This window comes from Nostoc sphaeroides (genome assembly GCF_003443655.1).
Taxonomy (GTDB): domain Bacteria; phylum Cyanobacteriota; class Cyanobacteriia; order Cyanobacteriales; family Nostocaceae; genus Nostoc; species Nostoc sphaeroides.
In genome coordinates this window covers 6,265,679-6,292,055 of the sequence record NZ_CP031941.1, presented here as the reverse complement: position 1 = coordinate 6,292,055, position 26,377 = coordinate 6,265,679, and the positions used below count along the sequence as shown (strand labels likewise).

The 26,377-nt window shown below is 42.7% G+C and carries 22 protein-coding genes and 1 pseudogene; 11 read left to right on the top strand and 12 right to left on the bottom strand.

All coding sequences use genetic code 11. The annotated features are described in order from the left end of the window. Positions 1 to 26: 26 nt before the first annotated feature. Positions 27 to 461, bottom strand: coding sequence for a hypothetical protein (locus D1367_RS28095; RefSeq protein WP_118170238.1), 435 nt, complete (start codon positions 459 to 461; stop codon positions 27 to 29). Positions 462 to 579: 118 nt separating this feature from the next. Here D1367_RS28095 and D1367_RS28090 point away from each other — a divergent pair, with 118 nt between their 5' ends. Beyond that, positions 580 to 2,433: a S8 family peptidase gene (locus D1367_RS28090; RefSeq protein ID WP_118170233.1), complete on the top strand. Its 1,854-nt coding sequence runs from the start codon at positions 580 to 582 to the stop codon at positions 2,431 to 2,433. A gap of 132 nt (positions 2,434 to 2,565) precedes the next feature. Then, positions 2,566 to 2,790, top strand: coding sequence for a hypothetical protein (locus tag D1367_RS28085; protein ID WP_109008009.1), 225 nt, complete (start codon positions 2,566 to 2,568; stop codon positions 2,788 to 2,790). Here D1367_RS28085 and D1367_RS28080 read toward each other — a convergent pair. After that, positions 2,787 to 3,110 (bottom strand): thioredoxin family protein, encoded by a 324-nt coding sequence (locus D1367_RS28080; RefSeq protein ID WP_118170230.1) that lies wholly within the window; start codon positions 3,108 to 3,110, stop codon positions 2,787 to 2,789. The two genes, D1367_RS28085 and D1367_RS28080, sit on opposite strands and share 4 nt — an antisense overlap. 127 nt (positions 3,111 to 3,237) lie before the next feature. On the opposite strand from D1367_RS28080, the gene D1367_RS33010 reads away from it, so the two are divergent. Both D1367_RS33010 and hetF read left to right on the top strand, forming a co-directional pair. Further along, entirely contained in the window at positions 3,238 to 3,372 is a 135-nt protein-coding gene (locus D1367_RS33010) for a hypothetical protein (protein WP_267255595.1), read from the top strand. Positions 3,373 to 5,119: 1,747 nt separating this feature from the next. Continuing rightward, positions 5,120 to 7,603: a cell division protein HetF gene (gene hetF, locus D1367_RS28075; RefSeq protein WP_118170227.1), complete on the top strand. Its 2,484-nt coding sequence runs from the start codon at positions 5,120 to 5,122 to the stop codon at positions 7,601 to 7,603. Positions 7,604 to 8,023: 420 nt separating this feature from the next. Here the strand turns inward: hetF and D1367_RS28070 are convergent, their stop codons facing one another. Further along, the gene (locus D1367_RS28070) at positions 8,024 to 10,912 is read right to left on the bottom strand and encodes a COR domain-containing protein (RefSeq protein WP_118170224.1); all 2,889 of its coding nucleotides are present in this window, start codon (positions 10,910 to 10,912) and stop codon (positions 8,024 to 8,026) included. Positions 10,913 to 11,122: 210 nt separating this feature from the next. On the opposite strand from D1367_RS28070, the gene D1367_RS28065 reads away from it, so the two are divergent. Beyond that, the gene (locus tag D1367_RS28065) at positions 11,123 to 11,356 is read left to right on the top strand and encodes a hypothetical protein (protein WP_228674714.1); all 234 of its coding nucleotides are present in this window, start codon (positions 11,123 to 11,125) and stop codon (positions 11,354 to 11,356) included. A 7-nt stretch (positions 11,357 to 11,363) separates the two neighbouring features. Here the strand turns inward: D1367_RS28065 and D1367_RS28060 are convergent, their stop codons facing one another. The 4 genes from D1367_RS28060 to D1367_RS28045 all read right to left on the bottom strand — a co-directional run bounded on the left by D1367_RS28060 (position 11,364) and on the right by D1367_RS28045 (position 15,154). After that, entirely contained in the window at positions 11,364 to 11,987 is a 624-nt protein-coding gene (locus D1367_RS28060) for a Uma2 family endonuclease (protein ID WP_118170214.1), read from the bottom strand. Positions 11,988 to 12,036: 49 nt separating this feature from the next. Beyond that, positions 12,037 to 12,660, bottom strand: coding sequence for a Uma2 family endonuclease (locus D1367_RS28055; protein WP_118170209.1), 624 nt, complete (start codon positions 12,658 to 12,660; stop codon positions 12,037 to 12,039). Positions 12,661 to 12,900: 240 nt separating this feature from the next. Next, the gene (locus D1367_RS28050; protein ID WP_118170205.1) at positions 12,901 to 13,719 is read right to left on the bottom strand and encodes a type 1 glutamine amidotransferase; all 819 of its coding nucleotides are present in this window, start codon (positions 13,717 to 13,719) and stop codon (positions 12,901 to 12,903) included. A 97-nt stretch (positions 13,720 to 13,816) separates the two neighbouring features. Beyond that, positions 13,817 to 15,154 carry a Mur ligase family protein gene (locus D1367_RS28045; RefSeq protein ID WP_118170201.1) on the bottom strand — a complete coding sequence of 446 codons (1,338 nt, stop codon included), beginning with the start codon at positions 15,152 to 15,154 and terminating at the stop codon, positions 13,817 to 13,819. A 50-nt stretch (positions 15,155 to 15,204) separates the two neighbouring features. Here D1367_RS28045 and D1367_RS31420 point away from each other — a divergent pair, with 50 nt between their 5' ends. The 3 genes from D1367_RS31420 to D1367_RS28030 all read left to right on the top strand — a co-directional run bounded on the left by D1367_RS31420 (position 15,205) and on the right by D1367_RS28030 (position 17,064). Beyond that, positions 15,205 to 15,381: a hypothetical protein gene (locus tag D1367_RS31420; RefSeq protein WP_181984991.1), complete on the top strand. Its 177-nt coding sequence runs from the start codon at positions 15,205 to 15,207 to the stop codon at positions 15,379 to 15,381. 229 nt (positions 15,382 to 15,610) lie between these two features. Then, positions 15,611 to 16,198 carry a thylakoid membrane photosystem I accumulation factor gene (locus D1367_RS28035; protein WP_118170195.1) on the top strand — a complete coding sequence of 196 codons (588 nt, stop codon included), beginning with the start codon at positions 15,611 to 15,613 and terminating at the stop codon, positions 16,196 to 16,198. A 257-nt stretch (positions 16,199 to 16,455) separates the two neighbouring features. Beyond that, positions 16,456 to 17,064, top strand: a complete 609-nt coding sequence (locus tag D1367_RS28030) for a hypothetical protein (protein ID WP_118170192.1) — start codon at positions 16,456 to 16,458, stop codon at positions 17,062 to 17,064. Positions 17,065 to 17,102: 38 nt separating this feature from the next. Here the strand turns inward: D1367_RS28030 and D1367_RS28025 are convergent, their stop codons facing one another. Beyond that, complete coding sequence (locus tag D1367_RS28025) at positions 17,103 to 21,338, bottom strand: PAS domain S-box protein (protein ID WP_118170190.1); 4,236 nt, start codon at positions 21,336 to 21,338, stop codon at positions 17,103 to 17,105. Between the two features lie 536 nt (positions 21,339 to 21,874). On the opposite strand from D1367_RS28025, the gene D1367_RS28020 reads away from it, so the two are divergent. After that, positions 21,875 to 22,513: a histidine phosphatase family protein gene (locus tag D1367_RS28020; RefSeq protein WP_118171679.1), complete on the top strand. Its 639-nt coding sequence runs from the start codon at positions 21,875 to 21,877 to the stop codon at positions 22,511 to 22,513. A 244-nt stretch (positions 22,514 to 22,757) separates the two neighbouring features. Here the strand turns inward: D1367_RS28020 and bioF are convergent, their stop codons facing one another. The 3 genes from bioF to D1367_RS28005 form a co-directional block, all read right to left on the bottom strand. Beyond that, on the bottom strand, positions 22,758 to 23,921 hold the full coding sequence (bioF, locus tag D1367_RS28015) for an 8-amino-7-oxononanoate synthase (RefSeq protein ID WP_118170188.1): 1,164 nt from the start codon (positions 23,919 to 23,921) through the stop codon (positions 22,758 to 22,760). 94 nt (positions 23,922 to 24,015) lie between these two features. Then, entirely contained in the window at positions 24,016 to 24,648 is a 633-nt protein-coding gene (gene ruvA / locus D1367_RS28010; protein ID WP_118170185.1) for a Holliday junction branch migration protein RuvA, read from the bottom strand. Continuing rightward, the gene (locus D1367_RS28005) at positions 24,648 to 25,406 is read right to left on the bottom strand and encodes a sucrose-phosphate phosphatase (protein WP_118170183.1); all 759 of its coding nucleotides are present in this window, start codon (positions 25,404 to 25,406) and stop codon (positions 24,648 to 24,650) included. The genes ruvA and D1367_RS28005 overlap by 1 nt, the downstream gene beginning before the upstream one ends. A gap of 219 nt (positions 25,407 to 25,625) precedes the next feature. Here D1367_RS28005 and D1367_RS28000 point away from each other — a divergent pair, with 219 nt between their 5' ends. After that, positions 25,626 to 25,808, top strand: a complete 183-nt coding sequence (locus D1367_RS28000; protein ID WP_118170180.1) for a hypothetical protein — start codon at positions 25,626 to 25,628, stop codon at positions 25,806 to 25,808. Between the two features lie 145 nt (positions 25,809 to 25,953). Here the strand turns inward: D1367_RS28000 and D1367_RS31925 are convergent, their stop codons facing one another. Next, positions 25,954 to 26,157 (bottom strand): hypothetical protein, encoded by a 204-nt coding sequence (locus D1367_RS31925; protein WP_220450986.1) that lies wholly within the window; start codon positions 26,155 to 26,157, stop codon positions 25,954 to 25,956. Positions 26,158 to 26,174: 17 nt separating this feature from the next. Between D1367_RS31925 and D1367_RS27995 the strand changes: the two are divergent. Continuing rightward, positions 26,175 to 26,354 (top strand): annotated as a pseudogene (locus tag D1367_RS27995) (Uma2 family endonuclease); the annotation flags it as partial. Positions 26,355 to 26,377 lie beyond the last annotated feature (23 nt).

Sequence of the window (26,377 nt, the reverse complement as noted above, 5' to 3'; positions counted from 1 at the left end):
TAGATAATTCGCCAGACTCAATATAACTACTGATTCGCTTGCGATCGCAAACTTTCTAACGCCCCCTGCAAAAATTTACCCCATTCTCCTGCTAAAGGGATTTCTGTAAACGGAACCCGCACTGAATCAGGAGATTCGGAAAATAGAAATTCTAACTCTATAGAACGACCTTTCTCCGGTAGATTTTTTAAATCTACTTTTTTTTCATCTACCAAAAGACATATTTCCTTTACATCAAGCAAAGAGAATGTTTCTAGTTTAATAGGCCCTTTAGGCGTGGGTTTTCCCCATGTTAAATTGTTGCCTTTTTGACCTAATACTGAATAGATATCATACTTAGCCCGTTCAAATTGCTCTGCCCAAGCGCGATAGGCTTCAACTTTTTGATACTCCTTCGAGCCTTGCCAAGCCAACCAGAAAAACATTACTAATAAGGGCAACCACAAAAGACCACGTTCCATCGTTTAAAAAAGTCCTGTCTTGACTGAAACTTGTAACTAAAAGTGCAAAATCCACCACTAAAGGATGGAGATAAGTTATGGTAGTGAGCAAACTGGCAAAAAGCGGTGATGAGTTAATATGAGAAAGCTTATATTATTGTGCTTGTTTGTCATTGGGCTAGGATCTGCCATATTTGGTTTCCTGAATTTTCAGGGATTGGCAGCTAAAGGAGAGTTTGAGACGATTTTGCTTGATTTTCGAGAAGATATTCCATCACTGGTGGTGGAACAGGATCTGCAAGCGATCGCCAAACAATACAACGTTACACCCCAATTAGACAACAAGTTTTCCAAAAAAGATCATGTCTATATTATCAAAGGCGATCGGCAACGGCTCAAAGAACTGAAAAAATCTCAGTTTGCCCAAGCTACAGAATTCATTGAACCAAACTATATCTACAGCAAGATTCCCCAACCCGGTCAAGCAGCTTGGCTTGGAGAATTTTTAAGACCCCAAGAAGATGATGATGAGACAAGCCCCTCATTAACTGGCCCCAATGACCAATATTACAGCAAGCAGTGGAACTTGCACAAAATCGGCATTGAAGGCGCATGGAGTCAAACTAAAGGCAGTGGCATCACAGTTGCAGTAATAGACACCGGTATTACTAAGGTGCGCGACTTGTATGAGACAAAATTCGTCAAAGGCTATGATTTCGTTAACGACCGAGAAGAAGCCACAGACGATAATGGTCACGGTACTCATGTTGCCGGAACTATAGCCCAAGCCACAAATAATAAATATGGCGTAGCTGGAATTGCTTATGAAGCCAGTTTGATGCCTCTGAAGGTACTCAGTTCTTATGGTGGCGGTACTGTGGCCGATATTGCCGAAGCGATTAAATTTGCCGCCGATAAAGGCGCAGATGTGATTAATATGAGCTTGGGCGGTGGTGGTGAAAGCCAGTTGATGAAAGAAGCGATCGAGTATGCCCATAGAAAAGGCGTAGTTATCATTGCCGCAGCCGGGAATGAAAACGCCAATGGGGCAAGCTATCCAGCCCGCTATCCCTACGTAATCGGCGTTTCCGCAATTGGCCCAGATGGCGAAAGAGCGCCCTATTCTAACTTTGGTGCTGGGGTAGATATCTCTGCTCCTGGTGGTAGTGAAGCTGGTAAGATTCTGCAAGAAACTATCGACGAAAAGGGCGAAGGGGTATTTCTGGGTTTCCAGGGTACAAGCATGGCTTCTCCCCACGTTGCGGGTGTTGCGGCATTAATCAAAGCTGCTGGCATCAAAGAACCAGATGAAGTGTTAAAAGTCCTCAAACAGTCAGCGCGAGTTATCCAGGATGATGGCTTGAACTATTATGGCGCTGGACAACTCAATGCAGAAGCAGCAGTCAAACTAGCCTTTAGCGGACAAATCAGTTTTCCTGATTTCTTTAGGTGGTTAAGGGATAGCGGCTATCTTAACCCCGGCTTTTGGATTGATGGTGGTGCGATCGCACTGTTACCCAAGATTTTAATGGTAGTTGGTTCCTATCTACTAGCTTGGTTTTTACGGGTTTACTTCCCCTTTACTTGGAGTTGGTCTTTATCTAGTGGACTAATCGCTGGTAGTTCTGGGTTATTCTTCCTCAAAGGAATCTATATTTTTGATCTTCCCCAGTGGCCTTTCCGGGTTTTGGGGAGTTCAATTCCCGAACTTGGCAATACTCTCCAGGGAACCGATGCATTGAATCCCCTATTTGCTAGCGTACTGATTCCCATTGTGTTAATGGCATTGCTGCTGGGACATCCTAGTTGGAGATGGTTTGCCATTGGTTCAACCTTAGGTGTAGCAGCCTGCTTGACAGTAAGTGCGTTTTTCGATCCAGCAGTTATGGGTTTGGGAAGTGGTCACCTAGCAAGCCTCTTCCTCATTGCTAATGCCCTAATCTGTTATGGACTAGCTCGTTTAGCATTGAAAAACGAAGAAAAAATTGCATAAATGCAAAGTAAGGAATTGGGAATGGGGCATTGGGCATGGGGAAAAATTTTTATAACTCCTAACTCCTAACTCCTAACTCCTAACTCCTAACTCCTAACTCCTAACTCCCCCACTCAGCACTCAGCAATATTTATGAGCATTACACTTACAGGTACGATCGAACGCCGTGATATTGGCACAGGCGCATGGGCCTTAGTCACAGAAGAGGGCGTTACTTACGAAATCCTCAGAGGGGCTGACAAAGACTTACTCAAAGCCGGACAAAAAGCAAAAGTTAAAGGACAGGTACGTGAAGATATCATGACAGCTGCCATGATTGGCCCTGTCCTAGAGGTTAAATCTTTTGAGGTAATTTAGTTCTGACTAGCTGGGGAATTTAGAACCTCTTGAAGACGACTTCTAAACTCCCCTTTGGGATGGCCTCCTTTTACTTCACCCACAATCTGAAATTCCCCTTCTGGAGAATTACAGATGATGTAAGTAGGCCATCCCATTTCTGATTTATCGGGATACTGAGTTAATAAAATCTTGCGATACTTGCGGTAAGCAGCCGTATCCTGCATTTTTACATCTATAAATTCTAAACCCAGTTCTTCTGCCACCTTTTTGTCATAAAAAGACATTTTGTGGCAAATGCCGCACTCTTCTGAAGAGAACTTAATTACAGCTAAACTCATGGGTTGACGACTCTTTGGTTCTAAGCAAAGTTTTTTAACATAACGCCATGAAATATTACCATATAGGTGGTCATTCTTGGCAATTTTTTGGGAGTGAGGGTTAAAATGTAGAAAAAAAATTAAGAATATGATTAAATATCATAGCAATCATTTTGGTATGGCATCTGTAGCTCATAATAAAAAGAAAGCGATTCAGAGACGGGGCGATCGCATTATGCTTTATCCTAGCAACATCAGGATACTCAAGCTCTACCAGCAGTAGCAACAAGTATAGTGATGCACTCTAGTTATGTGGGCAATGTCTAACGACAAGAGCCGCTACGCATCTAAGCCAAAAAAAACCCCCAGTGGGTGTTAGCCAACCAGGGGAGTTAGTTATCAGGGTGCATCTACCAATTAAATGTTCTCAGGTTGAACACCATACTCCGGATAAATTTGGACAAAGGTCATTTATTTTTTTAAATAAAAAAACCCCCAGTTGGTGTTAACCTAACTAGGGGAGTGAGTTATCAGGGTGCATCTACCAGTAATCGTTTTCTAGGGGTAGCCAGTATCTTCCGGAGAAAATCGTCAAAATCAGGGTTGATGGCAATGTCTACGACGGGCGTAGCTGCGGCAACTAGAAAAAAACCCCTAATGGGTGTTAGCCAACTAGGGGAGTGAGTTATCAGGGTGCATCTACCAATAATCTTTTCTACAGTAAATGGGTCGCTACCGGATAAATTAGCAGAAGTTGAATTTATTACTGTTTGTTTCTCAAAGAAAAACCTCAGAGGGGTTAGTTATCAGGACTAATTTGCCAATTAAATGACTGGTGCGCTGCCTTAAATAATGGGTGTGTTAGGGATGATTGTTGCTTTAGGGCTTACTTACGCACAAAAGATCCTCAAACCCCTGAAAAAGTTAGCTCTTAGAGTTCCCCCTTTTTCGGGGGAGCCAGTACGTTGCTCTTAGCGTAGTCCTAGCAACGCAGGAATGCGTAGGTGTGGAACTACTCAAAGGGTTCCTGGGCTTGTCCCCCGACTCTTATATCAATTCACGAAAATCCTGATACGTATAGATTTCTCGTAAGGGCATGGCAATGCCATGCCCCAAAAGAGTGTATTTGTATCATTTAGGACTTACGCACGATTTACGGAATAACGAACCGCAGAGGCACAGTATTTCGACTTCGCTCAATAACCGAGCACGGAGAAATCAGAGTTTGAGAGATATTTTGCGTAAGTCCTATCATTATTAAAGTGAAATGGTATTAAAGCTTGCTAGCAAGAGCGTCTTGGAACAGGAGAAGCAACTGGCGTAAGCTCATTTAGATATGTTTCAGGCTTTTAGTGTGTAAGTTTTGTGCTTATTGAGTAATAAAAAACCCCCCAGTGGGCGTTAGCCAACCAGGGGAGCTAGTTATCAGGGTGCATCTACCAATTAAATGTTCTAGGTTTAACCACCATCCTCCGGATAAATTTCTGAGAAAATTGATTCTTCTCTTGTGTCAAAAAAACAAGAGCGGATATTAACTAAATTAGGGGAGTTAAAAATCAAGGTACATCCTATCTACTAATCAAGTATTCTAGGGTTAAGCACTATTTTCTGGTAGAGAATATCTGCGTCAAAAGTTGCTGTTGTTTGCCAAAATTAAAAAAAACCCCCAGTGGGTTTTAGCCAACTAGGGGAGTTGAAGATCAAGGTGCATCTACCAATTAAGTGTTCTAGTCGCAAGTAATCCAATCCGGATAAAGTTGTAAAGGCAGAAAAAGCAAAACAACTAAGCTGTTACGCAAATAATATTGTACATTTACCTGATGACTGATGACTGATGACTGAAAACCCGTCAACAGTCAACAGTCAACAGTCAACAGTTAACGACATCGTGTTTATATAGTTTAGACGCGCATCAGCTTAGAATCAGAAACATTCAGGGGTGGGATGCATCTAATTTATCAGAGGAAGCGAAAAATCGACTTGAAACTTTCGCGTTTCAAACCAGATTTAGGAGGCAGACAGGAGAAACTGTGACCCAGGAATTCCACATTTCGGTAACTCCTGTAGGGCGAAATGACTACTTGGTGCGGACGGAACAAGTCGCGCCTGGAGTACCATTGGCAGAAGAATTGGTGACTTGGCCTGTAGCTGATTGGTTGATAACTGCTGGGCATTTGATGAATGATCCGTTGAAGTCGGTGTTGCAGGGAGATCCATTCGCCTCTGGCGGACACGAAAGCGATATCGCCAGAAACTCTGTTAATTTGGTGGCGTTGGGTCAACAATTTTATAACGCCCTATTTCAAGGCACTCTCAGGGATAGTTGGATTACTGCCCAAGGTATTGCTCAGAACCATCAACAAGTATTACGCTTGCGCTTGGGGCTAAAAGACACTAGATTAGCTCGTCTGCCTTGGGAAGTGATGCACGCTGGCGATCGCCCTCTGGCTACCGGGCCTTATGTCGCTTTTTCTCGCTTTCAAAGTGGAATTTTGGGGGCTTCGCCAATGCGATCCCAAAATATGCCCACACCACTACAACAAGGTGGTGTCAAAGTATTGATGGTAATCGCTTCTCCCTCAGATCAAGTCCGCCTTGACTTACAAAAACAGGAAGCTATCAAACTGCAAGCGGAACTTCACCGTATACCACGAATTGCTGAAAATAGCAATTGGTTACCAGAAATTGAACTAACTGTGTTAGATCAACCAGGGCGGGAAGAACTGACACAAGCTCTAGAACAAGGCAGATACCATGTTCTCCACTACTCTGGTCATAGTAACTTAGGTTCCAATGGCGGAGAAATTTATCTTGCTAGTCGCAGAACTGGCTTAACGGAAATCTTGACTGGGGACGATCTAGCTGGTTTGCTCGTCAACAATAACATCCAAATGGCAGTGTTTAACTCCTGCTTGGGGGCGTACACAGCCGCATCAGATTCCTCTGGAGATACTGGGGAACGAAATCTGGCAGAAAGTCTGGTGAAGCGCGGAATTAGAAGCGTTTTGGCGATGTCAGAACGGATTCCTGATGAAGTGGCGTTGACGCTCACGCAATTATTTTACCGCAACTTGAGTCAGGGATATCCAGTAGATTTATGTGTCAGTCGGGTGCGCCAAGGATTAATTTCTGCTTATGGTTCTCACCAGATGTATTGGGCATTACCGATTTTGTATCTCCAGCCAGAATTTGACGGTTTTCTGAGCCAGGAAACTGAGTTATCGGAAAGTGCAAAGTCGCCCAACCAGTATGGTTCGCCTTTAGGTATAACTTCCACAATGTACTCTGCTATGGCAGACGATAGCGAGATGCCTTTAGGAATGGAAGATATGATTCCTTCTGGTTTGGCGCGTGATTCTGGGTTGGACTGGCTAGGTGAAGATACTTGGGGCGATCTTGTTGATGAAATTGAGTATGATGACCCAAGCTATGCAGAAGATTGTGCGATCGTTTCGGATTTATTTCGTCAGCTAGATAACCAAAAAGCTCCAACTGAACTGGATCAACAAATTTCAGAAAATAGTCTTCAGCAAAGCCACGTTTCCGAAGAAAGGACTTCTTCGCAAGAGGAAACAGATTTGTGGGGAGAAGCGCCAACACCGCCGCCTCAAACTGCTGGGAACGTTGAGGGAAATAGGGAAAATTCTGCTGATTTTTTGCGTTCGCAACCACCGCCACCAAGAAATCGTACCCGTCGCCGCCAGCTGTGGCCGATTGTGGGTATTGTGGGGATCAGTGCGTTAGCAGCTGCGATCGCTTTAAATTGGTGGTGGCATCGAACCCAGCAGCCAATTCTGCCTAACATCCCAGTAATTCCCACCCAGTCTTTACCCATTAAAAAGCAGCAAAATCCCGACTTACAGGTAGCAGAGACTGGAATTGTCACCGCCACCGCTACAGAAAAATTGAGCCAGGGCGACTTGCGAAGTGGGTTATTGGCTGTAGAAGAACTACTCAATCGTGGCGCATTGACTGCGGCTGAAGCTTCCCTGAAACTGATTTCAAGTAAACAAGCTGACGATCCATCGGTGAACTTTTACAAGGGACGATTAGCTTGGCAGTCTATCCAAGCGGGAAACAATAACTATAGCGTCGATGATGCCCGCCGTTACTGGGAAACTGCTGCAAAAGCTAATCCCGAATCGCTTTTATACAATAACGCTTTGGGATTTGCTTACTACACTGAAGGTAATCTGAATCGAGGTAATGATTCTTGGTTTAAGGCTTTGAATTTAGCTCTTAAAGAACAGAAAACAGGCTCAACATCTACAGTCCCTCAAGATGCTTTAACTTCTTATGCTGGTTTAGCTCTGGGACTGTATAAATCTGCACTGAGCCAATCTAATGGTAAGCAGACACAATATCTAAATGAAGCGATCAAGTTGCGACAATTGGTAATTAAGTCTGATCCAGTAAATTTCCAGGTAGATAAATTAGCTAAAAATTGGTTGTGGACAGAGAAGGCGATCGCAGATTGGCGATCGCTCCTTCAGGAGAAAGGTGAAGAACAGTAATCGTAATTTGTTGTAAGGGAAAAGGACGGTTATACCAATTCACGAAAATCCTGATACATATAGATTTCTCGTAGGGGCATGGCATTGCCCATAGGTGTCAACTTCACAAACGCTTATCCCACAGGCGTTTTACCCCCCTTAATCCCCCCTTGTAAAGGGGGGAAACAAGAAAATCCAGTTCCCTCCCCTTTCCAAGGGGAGGGTTAGGGTGGGGTAACGCGGATCGTGATCAGAAGCCAAAGAACTGAATATCACGTTTTGACAAGGGTTTCACATTAAGTTGACACCAATGGGCAAAGACAAGCCCCAAAAGAGCGTATTTGTATCATTATTAAAGTGAAAAGGGCGGGTAGAAACATCCTCTTAGTCCGCGCAGGCGGACTTTGTTTGTATAGCCGGGAATTCCATTCGCTGGGGCTTTTATTTGTTGCCTTGAAACTGCTTAATAATATTGCTAATTAAAGGCAACTGTTCTAGTACCATTTTTGTTAAATCTACAAAAGATTTCTCAGAAAGGCGGTTATCTTGACGAAGTTGCAGAACGCCGATTAAGACGATAAATATTGCTGTCCCAATAATTGCTAAAGCTAGATAATGAAATGGTAACGAACCACCAAAAAATGCAATTAAACAAAATACAACTACAAAGACAAATAAATAGAACATTCCATTGCGAAAAGCAAATGGAAGCGTAACCTGCACTTCTGGTTTAGAATTATTTTCCTGTTTAGATGGTTCTGTCATAAAATTATTCTCTTGCTTTGATGGCTGAATTACATTATTAATTGTTACAACGACATTTTCCCTTCTTGTTTCAGAAGGATTAGGCAGAAAATCACCACCCATCTGCTGTTCTGCTTTCAGTAACTCTCTTCTATTCATCACATCATCAATTAAGCCCAAGACATCAACCATTTGATAGCTTTTTTGACATTGAATGCCTTCTTGCTTATCAGCTACAAACTGTCGCAATATCTCAAAAAAGTAAAAGTGTGGTTCTTGGCTATCTTTGCAGGTGTGGCAATTACAGGGGATTAACTTGTTGTACTTCAGTCGCTGGTACGAGTCATGAATTTTATCGAATTCATGTGTAACTATGGTCATCAAATCTCTTTTGTGACGACCTGAGAATCGAATCTTAATCTCCCGCTTACCGTAATATTCAATCACCTCTGCCTTCGTCTGGTCTTTGCTGAGAACGACGCCGCTTTTCCAGACACATTGTTGTTCATTTATCAACTCATGGATGGCGACGATGAATTGGCTGATGATGCCCTTGGGCATGAACTCGTAAGTGTAACGCAGAATCAAGTTGTTGGTTTGATTCCAGTCATAGGAGGGTTGATTTGCAGATAGCAGTTGTGGGGCAATATACTTTCCTTTGCTTTTAGGAATTTCGTAGCATAGCTTGAAGTTGATCATCAGGCGCAATAGTTCATCGTGCATGGTGGCGTATTCGTCTTCACACCAGATGTTTGCCAAATCAGACCGTGTGAAACTGCCCAAGTTGCCAATCACCTTTTCATTATCCAGCAACTTGTAGACTGCATCAGTTCCCCACTTTGGCTTGAGGATGACGGTCTTGTTCAAAAGTGCGTCTTCCTGGAAGTGCAAGGATACTCCCAAATCGTGCAGATAGCTGCTCAACTGCAACTTGTCATTTCGTTGGGTGAACCCATTTTGTTGGCAGATGTTCAGGTATTCATCCAAGCCGATGTAATTGCGTACGTCACTCTCCATAGCTTCCCGGACTCTAACCCAGGTTTTTGGGAGCGGACTGCCAATATGGGGTAGGTTTTTAACGTAATGCTTGATTTGTTCTAAAACTTGTTCTAAACCTCTGTTGGTAGCAAGGTTTGTTGGTAAAGTCTCCTTCAAATTAGTAAACTGCCCTCGTAACTGGAGTTCATTAATCTCTCGGTGGCGGTCTTGCTTCTCATTTTTGATGATTAACAGCGGACTGTTATCACTCAACAGTTCCACTACATTCAACCAGTAATAAAAATCTGTGTCTTGCTTGCGGGTATCTGCCACTAAAACGTAGAGGGAACGCTTGGTGAGGAAAAACTGGTGAGTAGCATGGTAAATCTCTTGCCCCCCAAAGTCCCAGATGTTGACTCGAAACTCTCGCCCATTTTCCATTGGGAAACGCCACTGGATAACCTCAATTCCCTTCGTAGAGTCTTCCTCTCGGAGTTGATAATTTTGGTTTTCAATTTTCTTCGCCTGTGTTGTCTTCCCTGCTCCTGCTTCGCCGACAATTAGTAACTTTGCTTCATACAGATAATCTTTGCCTTCTGCTTCTAGTTGTCGGAAATAATCTTTAATTGCCTCAATACCTTGTTCAACAATTTCTGGTGGCGGCTTTTCGATGGGGTTGTGGGTTAAATTCAGGGAAGCGAGTTGTTGCAGGCGGGCGATCGCTTCTGGCAGCGTCGTTAATTGGTTGCTGCTTAAATCTAGGGAAGTGAGTTGTTGCAGGCGGGTGATTGCTTCTGGCAGTGTCCTTAATCGGTTGTGGGTTAAATATAGGGAAGTGAGTTGTTGCAGGCGGGTGATCGCTTCTGGCAGTGTCCTTAATTCGTTGACGCTTAAATTCAGAGAAGTGAGTTGTTGCAGGCGGGTGATCGCTTCTGGCAGTGTCCTTAATCGGTTGCCGCTTAAATTCAAGGAAGTGAGTTTTTGCAGGCGGGCGATCGCTTTTGGCAGTGTCGTTAATTCGTTGCCCCTTAAATTCAAGGAAGTGAGTTGTTGCAGGCGGGCGATCGCTTCTGGCAGTGTCGTTAATTTGTTGCGGATTAAATCCAGGGTAGTGAGTTGTTGCAGTTTGGCGATCGCTTCTGGCAGAGTGGTTAATTGGTTGCGGCTTAAATCCAGGGTGGTGAGTTGTTGCAGGTGGGCGATCGCTTCTGGCAACGTCGTTAATTGGTTTTCGCTTAAATCCAGGGAAGTGAGTTGTTCCAGTTTGGCGATCGCATCTGGCAGCGTCGTTAATTTGTTGTCGCTTAAATTCAGGGAAGTGAGTTGTTGCAGTTTGGCGATCGCATCTGGCAGCGTCGTTAATTTGTTGTCGCTTAAATTCAGGGAAGTGAGTTGTTGCAGTTTGGCGATCGCTTCTGGCAGCGTCGTTAATTGGTTGCCCCTTAAATTTAAAACCTCCAACCATTCCAGTTCAAACACCTCAGCAGGAATCTCTGTTAATGTTTCGTCGAAATGAGCATCCCAATTACCGCTTAAATCTAATTCTTTAAGCTTTTTCTCTTTCGCTTCTCGGATTTTTTCAAGGAAACGTTGAGGCGTGTTAGCCATACTGAGGTTCCCCTGTCAACGAAAATTATATATAATGCCCCTGATTCGCTGGAAAATCTCGCAACTACTAATATTTTGCACTAATCCGAACAACTGCCACAGGTTAGAAACCTCTGGCTAATAGCGAAAGTCCTCTTCAGAGGACTAAATTCTTTCCAGACTTGGGTTTTAGTCCACATTAATGAGGTTCGGAACTCCGTTAATGAGTCTTTGATACTCGCTGATGAGCCTTTAATACTCGTGAATGAGTCTTTGATACTCGCGGACGAGTCTTTGATACTCGTGAATGAGTCTTTGATACTCGCCGATGAGTCTTTGATACTCGTGAATGAGTCTTTGATACTCGTGAATGAGTCTTTGATACTCGTGGACGAGTCTTTGATACTCGTGGACGAGTCTTTGATACTCGCCGATGAGTCTTTGATGGTTATTTTACTTCTTTAGCTGTTTTTTACGCGACTTCTCCAGCCCGAAAAATATGTTCAGCAGTTAAATTCAACTCTGGGAATGCTAGCGAGTCAATGCGATCGCTTTCCCGAAATTGTCTAACTTGATACTCACCTTCAATTAGTTGGTAAATCGAGATAGTTGGTTGTTTCGGATTGCCAATAAACCGCCTACCACCTAAACCTAAATAGTCTACAATCCAATACTCAGGTATTCCAACCTCTTCATATTTACCTGCTTTGGTAAAATAATCGTCTCGCCAGTTAGTACTTACCACCTCAATTACTAAAGGAATTGATGCCGCTTGGCTTACAGTAGATTCTTTTTTCCACAGAGGTTCATTTACTAAGTTAGAGTTATTCAACAACAGTACATCTGGTGAGTAAGCCGCTTCGCTCTGAGTCGGTTTAATGAATGCTGTTTTGGGAATAAAATAAGGTAGTTTTAAACGTTTGTATTCTGTAACTATTTCCCCAACTAAAAATCCAACAATCTGTTCATGATCACCTGTGGGAGGAGCCATTTCAACAATTACTCCGTCATGCAGTTCATAGCGTCGTTGTGAGTTTTCTGGATACCAAGCAATAAATTCATCAAATGTTATTAGTTTGCGTAAGGTTTGAGTCATACTTTCCTCTTACTTTATCAGATAAAAATTTAAACCTTAGCTACGTAATTTACGCGACTTCTCCAGAGCGAAAAATCTGTTCAGCAGTTAAATTAAACTCTGGAAATGCTAACGACTGAATGCGGTCATTTCCCCTAAATTGCCTAACTTGATACTCACCTTCAATCAGTTGGTAAATTGAGATAGTTGGTTGTTTAGGATTGCCAATAAACCGCCTACCACCTAAACCTAGATAGTCTACAATCCAATATTCAGGAATCCCCAAAGACTCGTAGTCTTCTAGCTTCAAAGCATAATCATCACTCCAGTTGGTTGAAACAACTTCTACAACCAACTTGACGGAACTACCCCGCGTAATGATAGATTCTTTTTTCCAGCGTGGTTCGTTGCTGAGAGCTTGTCTATCAAGAACGATAACATCTGGTTCATAACCTGAATCAGTGTTAATTGACTTGATAACGCATTCTTTAGGGATAAAGCAAGGGATGGACAAACGGGTGATTTCAATAAACAAAGAACCATTGATGAATCCGGCTATCTCTGAGTGCTTCCCTGTTAGCTTAGGCATTTCAACAATTACCCCATCATGTAGTTCATAATGCCTGTCTGAAGATTCGGGATACCAGGCGATAAATTCGTCAAAGGTTAGTTGTTTAGTTAAGGCTTGAGTCATACTTTGCCCTCTTTATGTCAAATTTGACGCCTCTCCAAACCTCTCCCTGATACGGCTATGCTGTAAACACAAGTCCTTTTCACCCCCTCTAACTCCCCCTTATAAAGGGGGAGAACCGGATATTTCCCCCCTTTATAAGGGGGGATTAAGGGGGGTAAATCCAGGGTTTGGGTTTCATTTACCAAGATGTGTGTACACCGTAGCCCCGGCACGGGGAGAGGCTTAATCAGCGAACTGAGATTAAACTTTCGCCGCAGCCGCAGCAGGTAAACTCACTTTCAATCGCTTAAACATCGCTTCTCGTGCTTGTGCAGCAAGGCTATCGTCAAAAGGTTTTAAGCTAATTTCTTGCTGATACTTTAGCCGCAATGCTGTTTGAATTAACCAATCGGCGACAAAAGGATTTTTCGGTAATAAAGGGCCGTGAGAATAAGTAGCGATCGCATTCTGATAAAATGCTCCTTCTGTACCATCTTCACCATTATTTCCCAAACCGTACACTACTCGCCCCAGCGCTTCCACTTTCCCCAACTTGGTACGTCCGCCGTGATTTTCAAAGCCTACCAAATATGGTGTGCTACCTGTCATCTCTTTTAAATCTCGCGCTAGGCGTGAAGCTGTCACTTCAATTACCAAGTTACCAATACAGCGCTTAGTATTTTCACCAGGATGGACGGAAACTAAATCGAGTATTCCTAAACCATCAATCCGTTGTCCCAAGCCTGGTTCATAATAATGTCCCAGTAATTGGGGTGAACCACAAGTAAATACTCCTGGTGTTCCATTTTCGATTTTCTCGCGCATCGCGTCAGCTTTCGCACCTTGCAAATCACGCATGACAATTTCTTGCTGACGATCTTGTGCGCCACCACCAACAATTACATCTACAGTTTTTATATCTGCGGCTGTGGCATTTTGATCTAGGGGTAACACTTTAACATCATATCCCCGCCACTCGGCGCGACGTTCTATAGTAATTACATTACCGCGATCGCCATAGGTACTCATCAGCGTCGGATAAAGCCAACCTATTGTTAATTCCAAATTTTGAGAACTCATAAATTTAGGGAATGGGGAGTTAGGAGTTAGGAGTTAGGAGTTAGGAGTTAGGAATTATAAGAATTCTTTCCCCAATGCCCTATGACAAATGACAAATTTAAAGAATTTTCCGCCCAGTTAAGACTTCTCGGACTTCTAGCATGGCTGAGTAGGTGGGCAGAATATGCAAAGTTTCATTCTCTGGTGTATGCTCTAATGCAGTTGCGATCGCTTGTCGCAAATCTTCTTCGACAATCAAATTTAAGTTACTCTCAGGGGACTTTTGGCTGTAACGTAGACGTAGTGCCATATCGTAGACGCGATCGCCACTCACTACTAGAGTCCCGCCGCGTTCGACTAATTTCTCAGTATCTACGTCCCAAATCCAGGATACATCAGTGCCATCGGGTGTGCGATCGTTTAAGACTAGCAGTGTGGTTTTATCTGTGCTTTGAGTAACTACGCGAATGGTTTCATTCGTTCCCACAGGATTTTTTGATAATAATATCCGCACTCGTTTACCGTTAATTACTAAATCTTCCGCCCGACCGAAGGCAGCTTGGAAGGTATTAATAGTATCTCTAATTGTTACTTCATCAACTCCTAACTCAATAGCCGCAGTTGCAGCAGCTAAAGTATTATATTTGTTGTACAAACCAACTAGAATTTGCGACCATTCACTACTTTCTAAAGTCGGTTTACTTTTACTAAAACCACACTGGGGACAAGTAAAATCTCCCAAATGAGACAAATAAACACCCTTATAATCTAGAGAATGCCCACATTTGGGACAATAAATAGAATCAACGGCGTGAGGAATTGCTTCTAAATAATGTTCTGGTTCATTCAACCCAAAAAATAATACCCGTTGGGGTAACTGCTGACCGAGGTTAGATAAAGTTGGGTCATCAGCATTGGGAATTACTACTGTTTCTGGTGGTAGGGTAGAAATAACTTTTGTCCAACGCTTACTAATTGTATCTACTTCGCCGTACCTATCGAGTTGGTCGCGGAACAAGTTTAAACAGAGAATAATTCGCGGCTGGAGTGGTGCTAATACTCTTGGGACAATATTTTCGTCAACTTCCAAAATCGCGTAATCAGTATTTAGCGTACCTAGTAAGTTGGTGCTTTCTAACAGCGCCGTCATCAAGCCATTTTCCAGATTTGCACCTGTAGAATTATGAGTGACGCGAAAACCCTTGCGTTCTAGGATTGTGCATAAAAGTAGCGCTGTAGTGGTTTTGCCATTAGTACCAGCAATTAAAATCACTCCATTTTTAACTTGCTGACTCAATAATTGTAAAAGTCGGGGTTCAATGCGACGAGCAATCGAGCCTGGTAATACACTAGCAGCACCCAGACGGAGCGATCGCACTATAAATGTTACACTCTTTGCCACTGACACCGCGAAACCCAATCGCAGCCTATCTATGAATTGTATTTTGTTTCCCACATTCGTATCCTAGTCTTCTGGCGGTTGCTAACTAAAAGTGCAAATTTAATATGCGTGAGTTTAGCGAATCCTGGCTGAAAAAGCCAGCCTTGACATTACGAAAAAGAAGATTGCCTCGTTCCCAGTCTCTGACTGGGAATGCCCGTCCTTGGGGCTGCTGCCTCAAGACTTGCGGCAGCAGCCCAATTGAAGAGCATTTCCAGCCAGAGGCTGGAAACGAGATTTGAAAAGGGTTTTACCTTAAGTTGACACGTATGGTTAGAATCTAGTTCATCCACCTGGGTACTGGATTTATCCACCTCAGAACCTCGTTTATCTCCATCATCCACTTACAAGAGATAATCTCAGTAGGCGTTATCTTAAAAAAATAGTGCGTGGGCGTAATTACATATCCAGCCCAGTTTGCCGAATTCAGCACAAACTCACGACAAGTAGTAGCTTGCAAGGTTCCTTTTGATGAATAGCACAAAGTTTCTTTTTTTACATAAACAAATTACTGGCTGGCGAAGGTGGTTGTCCAAAGGTCTGTTGTTGCTTGCAAGTCTTTTCATTATAAGTATTCAACCTGCATCTGCTGGTCTTAATAATGATTTATATGATGGCAACATTTTTGTAGTTTATGCTGGCAATGGTTCATTGGTTCCTCCCAGACAGACACTAGCACAGACTTTAGCGGAACATAAACCCATCTTTTTGGCCTTTTATTTGGATGACAGCAGCGATTCCAAAAGATATGCTATTTCCATTTCACGGGTACAGGAATTCTATGGTCGAGTAGCAGAAATTATGCCGATTAATGTAGATTCTATCCCACTGAAACAGACCTATGAGCCTACAGAACCAGGATATTACTATTCTGGGGCTGTTCCTCAAGTGGTGGTGTTTAATAAATCAGGCGAGGTAGTTTTAAATAAAAAAGGTCAAGTACCTTTTGAAGAGATAGACGATCAATTTCGTAAAATCTTTGATTTAGTACCACGCACTGAAACAGCACAGCTAAAACGGCGAGCCTTTAATGAGTTTAGTAGTGAGTTAGCTAAGTAACTTATGGGGTGGGCCAAATTGGTCTGCCCTAATTTTTAGTCATATCTGTTACTACATTGCCGCCGATGTCAAAGCATAATATTGAAATATCTGTGTTAACAGATTAGAAAGTTCATTCATAGTCTATAGTCCATAACAAATGACTAATACTTCTCTTACGAGAGGCTGCGCCAACGGCTACCCTCAGTACAAGTGACTAATGACTAATGACTAATGACTAATGACTAATGACTAATGACTAACTAGAGTGTATTCTAATGTCAAAGGTTTACACGACCCAGGAGCTAATTCAAATTTTGGCAGCCGAACGCCAAGCCTGCCTCAAGGGAAAACGCCTAAAATTAGAAATACCAGTCTCTGGCAATCCTGTAATTGACCAGTTTCTCATGACTGATGGGCTGCAACAGTTCACTGCCTATCAAGATTTCAAAGCTGCAATTCATGAATATCAGAGAGAAAACCAAGTTTCAGGTATTATTTGGCGTGAGGTAACAGTCAAAGGTAAAAATTTGAACTATCCCGAAGTAGACAGCGAGTTAATAGCCCTCACCAGTGACTTAGAGATATTAAAAACTGCTAAAAATTCTCTCGTAGAATTTTGGTATGAAGTCTCTATGGGGATGGATTTATACTTGAGTTTCAATAATAATAAACAGTACCAACAAATTGTCACATCTGATGTAGAAAGAATTGTTCAAAGAACAGAATGGGCAGGTTTGTGCAAGTGGGAAAATTCTAGCTTTTTGGAAATGATTTTGCAGCTAGGATGGGGTAAACCAGAAGAAGCTTGTTATAAGCGAGGAAGACCGCAATCGGGTAGTGAATATATTCATGCTGTCAATCCTGGTAATCGCCCTATTGGTTGAGCCGAAAAACCTTGCTAGAGACGCGAAATTTCGCGTCTCTACAGTTCCCTTAACCGATTCTGTCCGATGAGATTAACGATCGCACTAGCTAAATCTACTGGATCGACGGGTTTAGGTAGGTGTTTTTGAAATCCTGCTGCCATTGCTTGGTTGTAGTTAATTTCTCCAGCATAAGCAGTTAAAGCGATCGCAGGAATTTGTCCGCCTTGTTCTGGCGGTAATTTTCTCACCTCGCGCAGCAGCATATAGCCGTCCATCACAGGCATTCCTATATCGCTTAACAAGATATCTGGCTTTGATTGCATTAGTATTTCTAGCGCTTCACTTGCTGATTCAGCTAGTGTTACAGTTGCGCCATATTGTTCTAGGGCAAAGCTAAAAAACTCTCGCACATCAGCTTGATCGTCTACAAGCAGAATTTCTACTCCAGCAAGTAAGGTGTCGTCGGTACTAACTTCTGCTTGAGAAGCTTCACCACTGCTGACTCGCAACTCAGAATTTTTCAGCAAAGGTAGTCTAACTGTAAAGGTAGCCCCAAGTCCTTCTCCCAGACTCTCTGCCTGAACTGTACCACCATGAAGTTCTACTAGATGACGCACAATTGCTAGTCCTAATCCTAGCCCGCCAAATATCCTGGTTGTCTTGGCATCTGCTTGTCGGAAGTAATCAAAAACGTAGGGCAAAAATTCCAGCATGATTCCCTTACCTGTATCAATCACCTGGATTTGAGCTTCTAACCCAATTTGCTCTAAACGTACTTCTACTCGTCCTTCTGTGGGTGTGAATTTAACGGCATTGGAGAGGAGATTCCACATTACTTGTTGCAAGCGATCGCTATCACCCAAAACTTTGCCGATATCATTACTTAATACCGTTTTTATTTCAATTGATTTGGCTTCGGCTGCTAAACGCACCGTTTCTAGTGCAGCTGCGATCGCTACTTTCAAATCCACTGCATAAAGATTTAACCTAACTTTCCCTTGTAAAATCCGCGAAACATCAAGTAAATCTCCAATCAGTTGGGTTTGTAACTTGGCATTACGCTCGATTGTTTCTAATGCCCGGATTCTTGTGGCTTCATCAAACTTGCGGGTTCTGAGTAACTTCGCCCATCCTAAAATCGGATTCAGGGGAGTTCTGAGTTCATGGGAAAGGACAGCGAGGAATTCATCTTTAATTCGGTTGGCTGTCTCGGCTTGTGCCCTGGCAGTTTTTTCGGCTTCGTAAAGTTGAGCGCGGGCGATCGCTTGCGCACACTGTTGTCCCAGTGTCAACATAAAGCCCCGATCTTCTTCGTTAAATATTTGTTCAGTGGTAAAGCTTAATCCCAGTGCCCCAATTACTTTGCCTTCTGCTACCAAGGGAATGGAAGCCCAGGCATGATTCCCTGTAAGAGCCACAATATCTGCTAAGTTCGGATATTTAGCAATCAAGGCTGCTAAATTTTCTAAAAAAATCGGCTGCCTAGTTCTGACTGTTTCCGCTATTTGGTTAGGTGCGTTGATGGGAAAATTTGCCCAAGCATCTATGAGTGATTGTGGATAGCCAGTTGCTTGCACAATTTTTAGGGTAGTACCTCCCTCAGTAAGTAAGACAACAGAACCAGCAGTGGCTTGCAAGGCGGCAATCCCTTGATTTACTACTACATCGGCTACCTGTTGGGGAGTTAAGGCTTCCGAGAAGGCAGCAGTTATTCTTTGTAAAAGTAGTGTGCGATTGACAGAGCGTTCAGTTTCCTGGTACAGTCTAGCGTTGTCTATGGCTATTGCTGCCCGACGAGCAATATCCTCTGCTAAAGCCAAGTCTGTTTGTTGATAGTGCCGACCTGACTCGGCTGTAAAAAAAGAGATTGCTCCAAATAATTGCCCACGGGAACGAACTGGAATCACCATTAAAGAAGAAATATCCAGCCTTCGCAGCAATTGCAGATGTTCCTCATTTTGAGCCATCTGGACAAAATTAGAGTCAGATAATTCGGGACAAAAGATAGAGATTCCTAATCCTAGCTGCTCTACAAGCTGTTTTGTTCCAGTTTTGGGTGGATAACGCAGGCGAATTTCGTCTAATATATTTTGTTTTGTGGGATCGGCTATTGCGATCGCAATTTGTTTACTTGACCAATCTTTCTGGAAAACATCTACAATACACCAGTCAGCGAGGGTAGGAACTGCTAGATTAGCCACATTTTTTAAGGCGACTTCATAATCCAATGAGGCAGCTAGTAAGGTGCTGGCTTCGACTAAAAAGTTTTGTGTGGCTTCAACTCGTTTGCGTTCGCTGATATCCTCAACAATACCTAATGCATACTTTGGAAATCCCTTATCATCCCAAACTGCTGATGAAGTTAGGTTTACCCAAACAATGGAACCATCTTTGCGGATGTAGCGCTTCTCTAGGGAATAACCACTAATTTCTTTTGTTAAAACTCGCCGAGCATTTTCCCAATCAATTTCTAAATCGTCAGGGTGGGTAATATCCTGAAAGTTTAATTGGATTAACTCTTCATGGCTGTATCCAGTAATTTCGCACAGAGCAGGATTAACTTGAAGAAATCGTCCATCCAAGGCTACTAAAGTAATACCGACAGCTGCTTGGTTGAACATTGCCCGGAACCTTTCTTCGCTTTCCCGTAAGGCAACTTCTGTTTGCTTTGCTGCTGTCACCTCTGCCAAAATAATCCCAATACCTATGGTTTCTCCCATTGCGTTGTTGACTGGGTAATAGTTCCCCAGCCAGTAGCCGTAACGTTCTGGTTGTTCCTTTGTCTTACCACTGATTTCTACATTCAGCAGGGGTTCTCCAGTATCCAACACGCGCTGTAACTGTTGCTCCAACTCAGCCGCCATCGCTGGTAAAACTTCGCTAAATTTGCGTCCTAGATGTTCTTCTATGGTTAAACCATTAATGTCAGCGAAAACTTGATTAATTCGGATATATCGCAGTTCCCGATCTAAAAAGCATACGGCAACGGGAGCAGCTGCTAAAAGCGCATCTAGAAGAGATAGAGATTCGGCATAATGAACTAAAGCCTGGTGGATATCTCGATAAAGTCGGGCATTTTCCACTGCTAAGGCAGCCCGATGGCTAATATCTGTTGCTAAAGTTAGGTCAGTGCGATCGTAGCGACGGTTTGATTGAGTGCTAACAAAGCTAATAGTGCCAAGGACTCGCCCTTGTGCGATTAATGGCACAATCATCACAGATTTCATCCCCAATTGCCGAACAAGTTCTAAGTGCTCCTGATTCTGAGTACTTGCCACTAATAGCGAGTCAGTTATTTCTGAGATTAATTCACTTTGACCGGTTTGCAGTACTCTAGTAATTGCACTTGCACCCTTATAATCTGTGGCATACTCCTGAAGTTTACGCGCCAACTCCGCTTTAGATGGGTCTGCATGGGCAATTGGTAGGCGGCGAATAGAACCATCTTCATTTAAAATATCAACGCTACACCAATCAGCTAGCTGAGGAACTGAGATTTTGGCGATTTGTTCTAAAGTTTCTTCATAATCTAGCGAAGTAGAGAGTACACTACTAACTTGAGCAATATAGCGGAGTCTTTCTTCAGCCTGTTTACGCTCTGTAATATCAAGAACAAAAAAAGCTCCTCGATCTACAGTCTCTTCAAAGTGGCTACCACCCGCCAAAATTGGGAAGCGGGAACCGTCTTTACGAATATATTCTTTTTCAAAGGGGGTGCAAAATAATTTGTCTTGAAATTGAGTTAGTGCTTGCTTATCGAGTGGTAGGTATTCTTTAGGAGTTAGGTCTTGCCAACGAAGTTTTCCGGCAAATAATTCTTCACGGGTATAACCCACCATATTCAGCAAGGCATCGTTAGCATCTGTAATCCTGCCGTCTCTGTGCCAGAAGCCAATACCAATCATATTTGACTCAACCACACTGCAAAACTTTGCTTCGCTTTCGCGCAGTGCTTTTTTAGCAGACTTTAATCCCTCACATAAAATACTAAAGAGCAATCCTTGTAATGCAAACAACCCAATTTGCAGAAAATTTGATAAGTCAAAACTTAAATCATAAGCTGGGGGTAGAAAGAAGTAATCGATCACTAACGCAGACAAGCCGATAGCTAACAGCCCTGATTTCAAACCACCATACCAAGCACTCACCATTACAGCGCTAAAAAACAGCATGAAAGGAGTTCCACTCATGGTTAACCAAGGGTCTAACATTAACATTAGCACTAATGCGAGTGTGACAATTAATACAGCAATGCCATAACGCAGTAAGTGGGAATAACGAATATGGGGCATGAAAATGTTTTGGAATAACCAATACTTATTGCAAAGGCTCTATACACCCTAAGCTAGTTTGTAATTTTTAGTAATTTATCTCCAGATAGATTTTTATTTATTTAAAAAACCTCTTTTGTGAGAGGTTAATTAGGCGATAATATAGTATGTAAAGCCAGAACTTATTACTAATTTTATATCTTACTTTTCACGTTATGTGGAAAAGCTAACCATTGACCTAACCCCCTTCCCTACAAGGGAAGGGGGAAAATTCAAAGTATCTCTCCTTAAAGGATGAGACAAATAGAAGTGAGGTTTTTTAGATATCGTGAAAAGTCAGATTTTCTATATCTAATTCCAAGAAATACTGTTACCCAAGTTTATAATAAATGTCAAAATAAATAATTGAAACCGCTACTTTTGTCAACAAAATCAAAAGTTTATGATTAATTGACTTTTTTAGTTGATTACTTTGTCCTCCTGTCACAGACTCGATTGCGAGATTGATGGTATTTTATTTTTGCACAAACTCTTTTATCCCAATCGCCATACAAGCTATGACACTCAATTTATATTTTCTGCGACATGGAGAAACTACTTTTAGTCAAAGTGGTAATTTCTGCGGTGAAACTGATGCGGAATTGACGACAGAGGGGATGCAGATGGCATCCGGTTTTGCCGATGTTTATCAACAATTGAAGTGGGAGGCGGTTTATGCTAGCCCGATGAAGCGCACAGTTGCAACTGCCAAGCCATTTTGTGATGCTATCGGTATGGATATGCAGTTGCGTGACGGACTTAGAGAAGGTAGTTACGGCGAGTGGGAAGGGAAGAGTAAATCGTTTGCCCAAGAGAATTACGCCCAAAACTATGTAAAATGGTTGACAGAACCGGCTTGGAATGCACCCATTGGTGGAGAAACTGCGGTAGATATTGCTAACCGTTCTATGCCTGTAATTGCTGAAATTCAAGAAAAACATCACCAAGGTAATGTTTTAGTAGTTTCCCATAAAGCTACGATTCGGATTATGCTTTGCAGTTTACTGGGAATTGATTTAGGACGCTATCGCTATCGGGTGAATATTTTGGTCGCGTCGGTAAGTATGGTTAAATTTGATGTTCATGGGCCTTTGTTAGAAATATTAGGCGATCGCCATCATATACCCGATCATATTCGCGATCGTCCGGGAACATAACAGTCAATTTTTTTAACGACATCTTTCGTAGGGTTTAGCGAACGTAGGGGCGCAATGCCTAGATAATTAGTTCGGCATCAATAAAACTATCTTCAATTAATGCCTAACCCTAGTGGTCTGTCCCAAAAATTCTGATTGATTAGTTTGTTACCAAAACCCTGTAGAGACGCGCCATGGCGCGTCTCTACAACCCATCATATTTAATGGGACAGACTACTACCAGTGTGATCTAATAAAATTCGTTTTAATTTATATCCTTTAGCACTGTTACCAATTTTTCAATATGTGCTGCTTCATGAGTTGCCATTAAAGATATTCTAATCCGACTTGTGGGGACTGTGGGGGGACGAATTGCTGGGGCAAAAATGCCAGCATCTCTTAGCTGTTTTCCAGCAATGAGTGCATCTGTTGCACTGGACAATTGAAAACATAATATAGGTGATTCCGAAGGTAATAATTTTAAATTAGGTAACTGTTCTTGCAGCAAATTTTTTAAGTGATGTACATTTTGCCATAATTGGGCACGGCGTTGCGGTTCTTGTTGCACTATCTTGATGGCTGCTAAAGCCGCCGCCGTGTCAGCCGGTGAAAGCCCAGTTGTGTAAATCCAAGTGGGGGCGCGGTTTTGCAAAAAATCAATTAAAGTGCTACTTCCTGCTACATACCCGCCTAAACTACCTAAAGCTTTACTCAAAGTGCCAACTTGAATTAACTGCTTTCCCGTACATCCAAAATGTTCCACACACCCAGCGCCAGTTTTTCCTAGTACCCCTGTGGCATGAGCTTCATCAATTAGCAGCATACAGTTAAATTCATCAGCAACATCCAACAGTGCGGGCATTGGACATAAATCGCCATCCATGCTAAAGACGCTATCAGTAAGAATCAAACAGCGTCGGTAGTTTTGTCGCTGTTGACTCAACTGAGTTTTTAAGACTGCAATATCACAATGCGGATATTCTACAAATGCTGCACCACTGAGAATCGCTCCATTTTTCAGACTGGAATGATTGTACTGGTCAGAGAATATTAAATCACGTTTGCCAACAAGGGCGGTAATTGTACCCAAATTGGCTAGATACCCGGAACTAAATACCAAGGCATCTTCTGTTTGTTTGGTAGATGCGATCGCCTCCTCTAATTCTCTGTGCAATTGCCGATGCCCACTGAGTAATCTAGAACCAGTGCTACCAGTTCCAAATTGTGCGATCGCAGCAGTCGCGGCTGCCATCAATCGCTCATCCCCAGCCAATCCTAAATAGTCATTACTGGCAAAATTAATTACCTCTTGCCCAGCTAAAATCATCGTTGCACCCGGACGACCGTTGATAGGTTGTACTGAACGATACCAGTCAGCCCGATGAATTGTTGCTAAGGAATGTTCTAGCCAAGCATAAGGATCGGTCATTGGGGAGTGGGGAGTGGGGAGTGGGGAGTTAGGAGTTAGGAGTTAGGAGTTAGGAGTGGGGAGACAGAGGAGAATAATTAATGACAAATGACAATTAAACTTGTTCGCTACTGAGATGAGCGATCGCTTGTTTAATCCAGTCTTCGACGTAGGCATCTTTGGGTAGTCCGATGTCTTCGCTTACCACATGCAGGGCGTGACTGACTTCATGGGCTGTGTATCCCAAGGCGAAGAGGGTCATTTGCACCTCTTCGAGAATTCCTGGTGCTGGCCCACCTGTGGCGACGAAGAACCCGGCTGATTTGCGCCACTCGACTAATTTGCTTTTCAGTTCCAAACAGATGCGTTCAGCGATTTTTTTACCGACACCAGGAGCCTGAATTAAGATTTGTGTATTGCCAGCGATAATTGCTTGGACTAAATCTGGTAGTTCCAGAGTGTCCAAGAGGGCGATCGCTAAGGCTGCACCAATACCGGTCACAGTCAGCAAGTGACGAAATAAATCGCGTTCGGCTGGTGAAGCAAAGCCATATAAAAAGGGCACTTCTTCACGAATTTGCAAATGGGTAAAAATTTGCGTTACTCCTCCCGACTCTGGTAAGTGGTTTGCTAGTCGTTGGGGAACTTGCAAATCATACCCTAAGCCATTGACTTCCAGAGTCAGAATCACGCGATTAGCGCCAATTGTTTGGATACCAGCGACTATACCTTTTAGATAACTAATCATTACAAAAAACCAAAATAATTTAAGCCTTCGATAATTCCACCTGCACAAAAGCTTTTTGCCAGGTAGCGGTAGTCTGCGGGATACTCATTGTGCCATTGGAGTAACTCTTTTCGGGCATTCCCCACAATGATTCCCCGTTCGTTGCCTACAGCAAATAAAGCAATATCATTACCTGAATCACCACAGACAACTGTTTGTTCTGCTGCAAATTTCCACTTCTGGCGTAAAAACTGCATTGCCTGACCTTTATCGCTGCTATGGGGTACAATGTCAAGGTCAATACCGCTACTGTAGATTAACTTTACATTTAATTTAGATTTCTGCAACTCTGCTTCAAGTTGTGGTAGAACATTTGCAGATGCATCTTGTTCTAGGAAAAAGCTCACTTTAAAGGGACGCTGTTCTGAATCTGGTTGGCGAACTAACCCACGGAATTTTTTACTAATCGATAATACAGTTTCCCGTTCCCATCCCGGAGAGAGGATTTCTGACCAATCGGAGTCTGGAGTATCAGTACCATCAAGGTAAATCTCTGTACCCACAGAAAGAACAAGGGCATCTGGTTGCAAAAGATTTTTTTGAGCTTGGAGTTCTTTGTAAAGTACAGGCGATCGCCCGGTAGAATAAACGATTTTAGTGCCATATTCTTGGCGATGTCTCTTCAGCAGTTGATTGAGTTCTGGCAAAGCGCTGTCATCGCCCACGGTGCGATACACAAGGGTGTCATCTAAGTCAGTGACAAAAAGAAATTTAGCCATAACCACTTTTTAATGCTTCGTTTTACATCAAAAAGTTTATGTCCTTTTTGCACTTATCTAAAGAAAACATAGATGTAGTCTGGTTTAACAAAAAACTCAGGAGACAGAGAGAACAGTATTCCTCTTGCAAAAACTACCTTTGTTGTTAAATTTCTGGCAATAAATAGATTTATAAGTTCATTACAATGATTGTTGCAAATACTTAAGCCTTTCTTATACATGGAAGAGCAATTGTTGCAAAGTATTAAGCGTTTGCAACAACTAATTATACCTTTGCTGCAAATACTTAAGCCTTTCTTATACATGGAAGAGCAATTGTTGCAAAGTATTAAGCGTTTGCAACAACTAATTATACCTTTGCTGCAAATGCTTAAGCCTTTCTTATATATGGAAGAACATTAGCTGCAAACGTTCAAACTTTGACAACTAATGTTTAAATTTGAGCGATGTCTATAGAGACGTAACACTAAAAAACAATGTAGAGACGTAGCAATACTGTTCGGTTAAGCAAGAGACGCGATGAATCGCCGTCTCTACAAGACTACAATCAATTTAACGAACTTTGGGGGTTTAAGTCCCCAGCAAGACAGGCAGCGCGTGAAAGTGTCGGGGTATAAATCCCCGTCACAAAACGTAATTGCGAATTGCGAACTTGTGCCGAGCGACTTGTGCCGAGCGACTTGTGCCGAGCGAAGCCGAGGTAAGCCGAGGTAAGTCGAGGTATTGCGAAAAAGCGAATTGTTTTAACCACCTCTATCGGCTGCTTTCGTGGTCAACACCTCTCGATCACATCCAACTCCAACTGATTCTACCTCCGACATTCCGCCTCTTGAGAGTGGCGATCGCCTTATTCGTCCAGAGTTTGAACGTCGCTATAATGCCATGCCCAACCTCAAAAAAGCTGAATTGATTGAAGGAGTCGTTTACGTGGCATCACCTTTGCGCTTTTCTTAGTGCCATTCGGCTAAGTT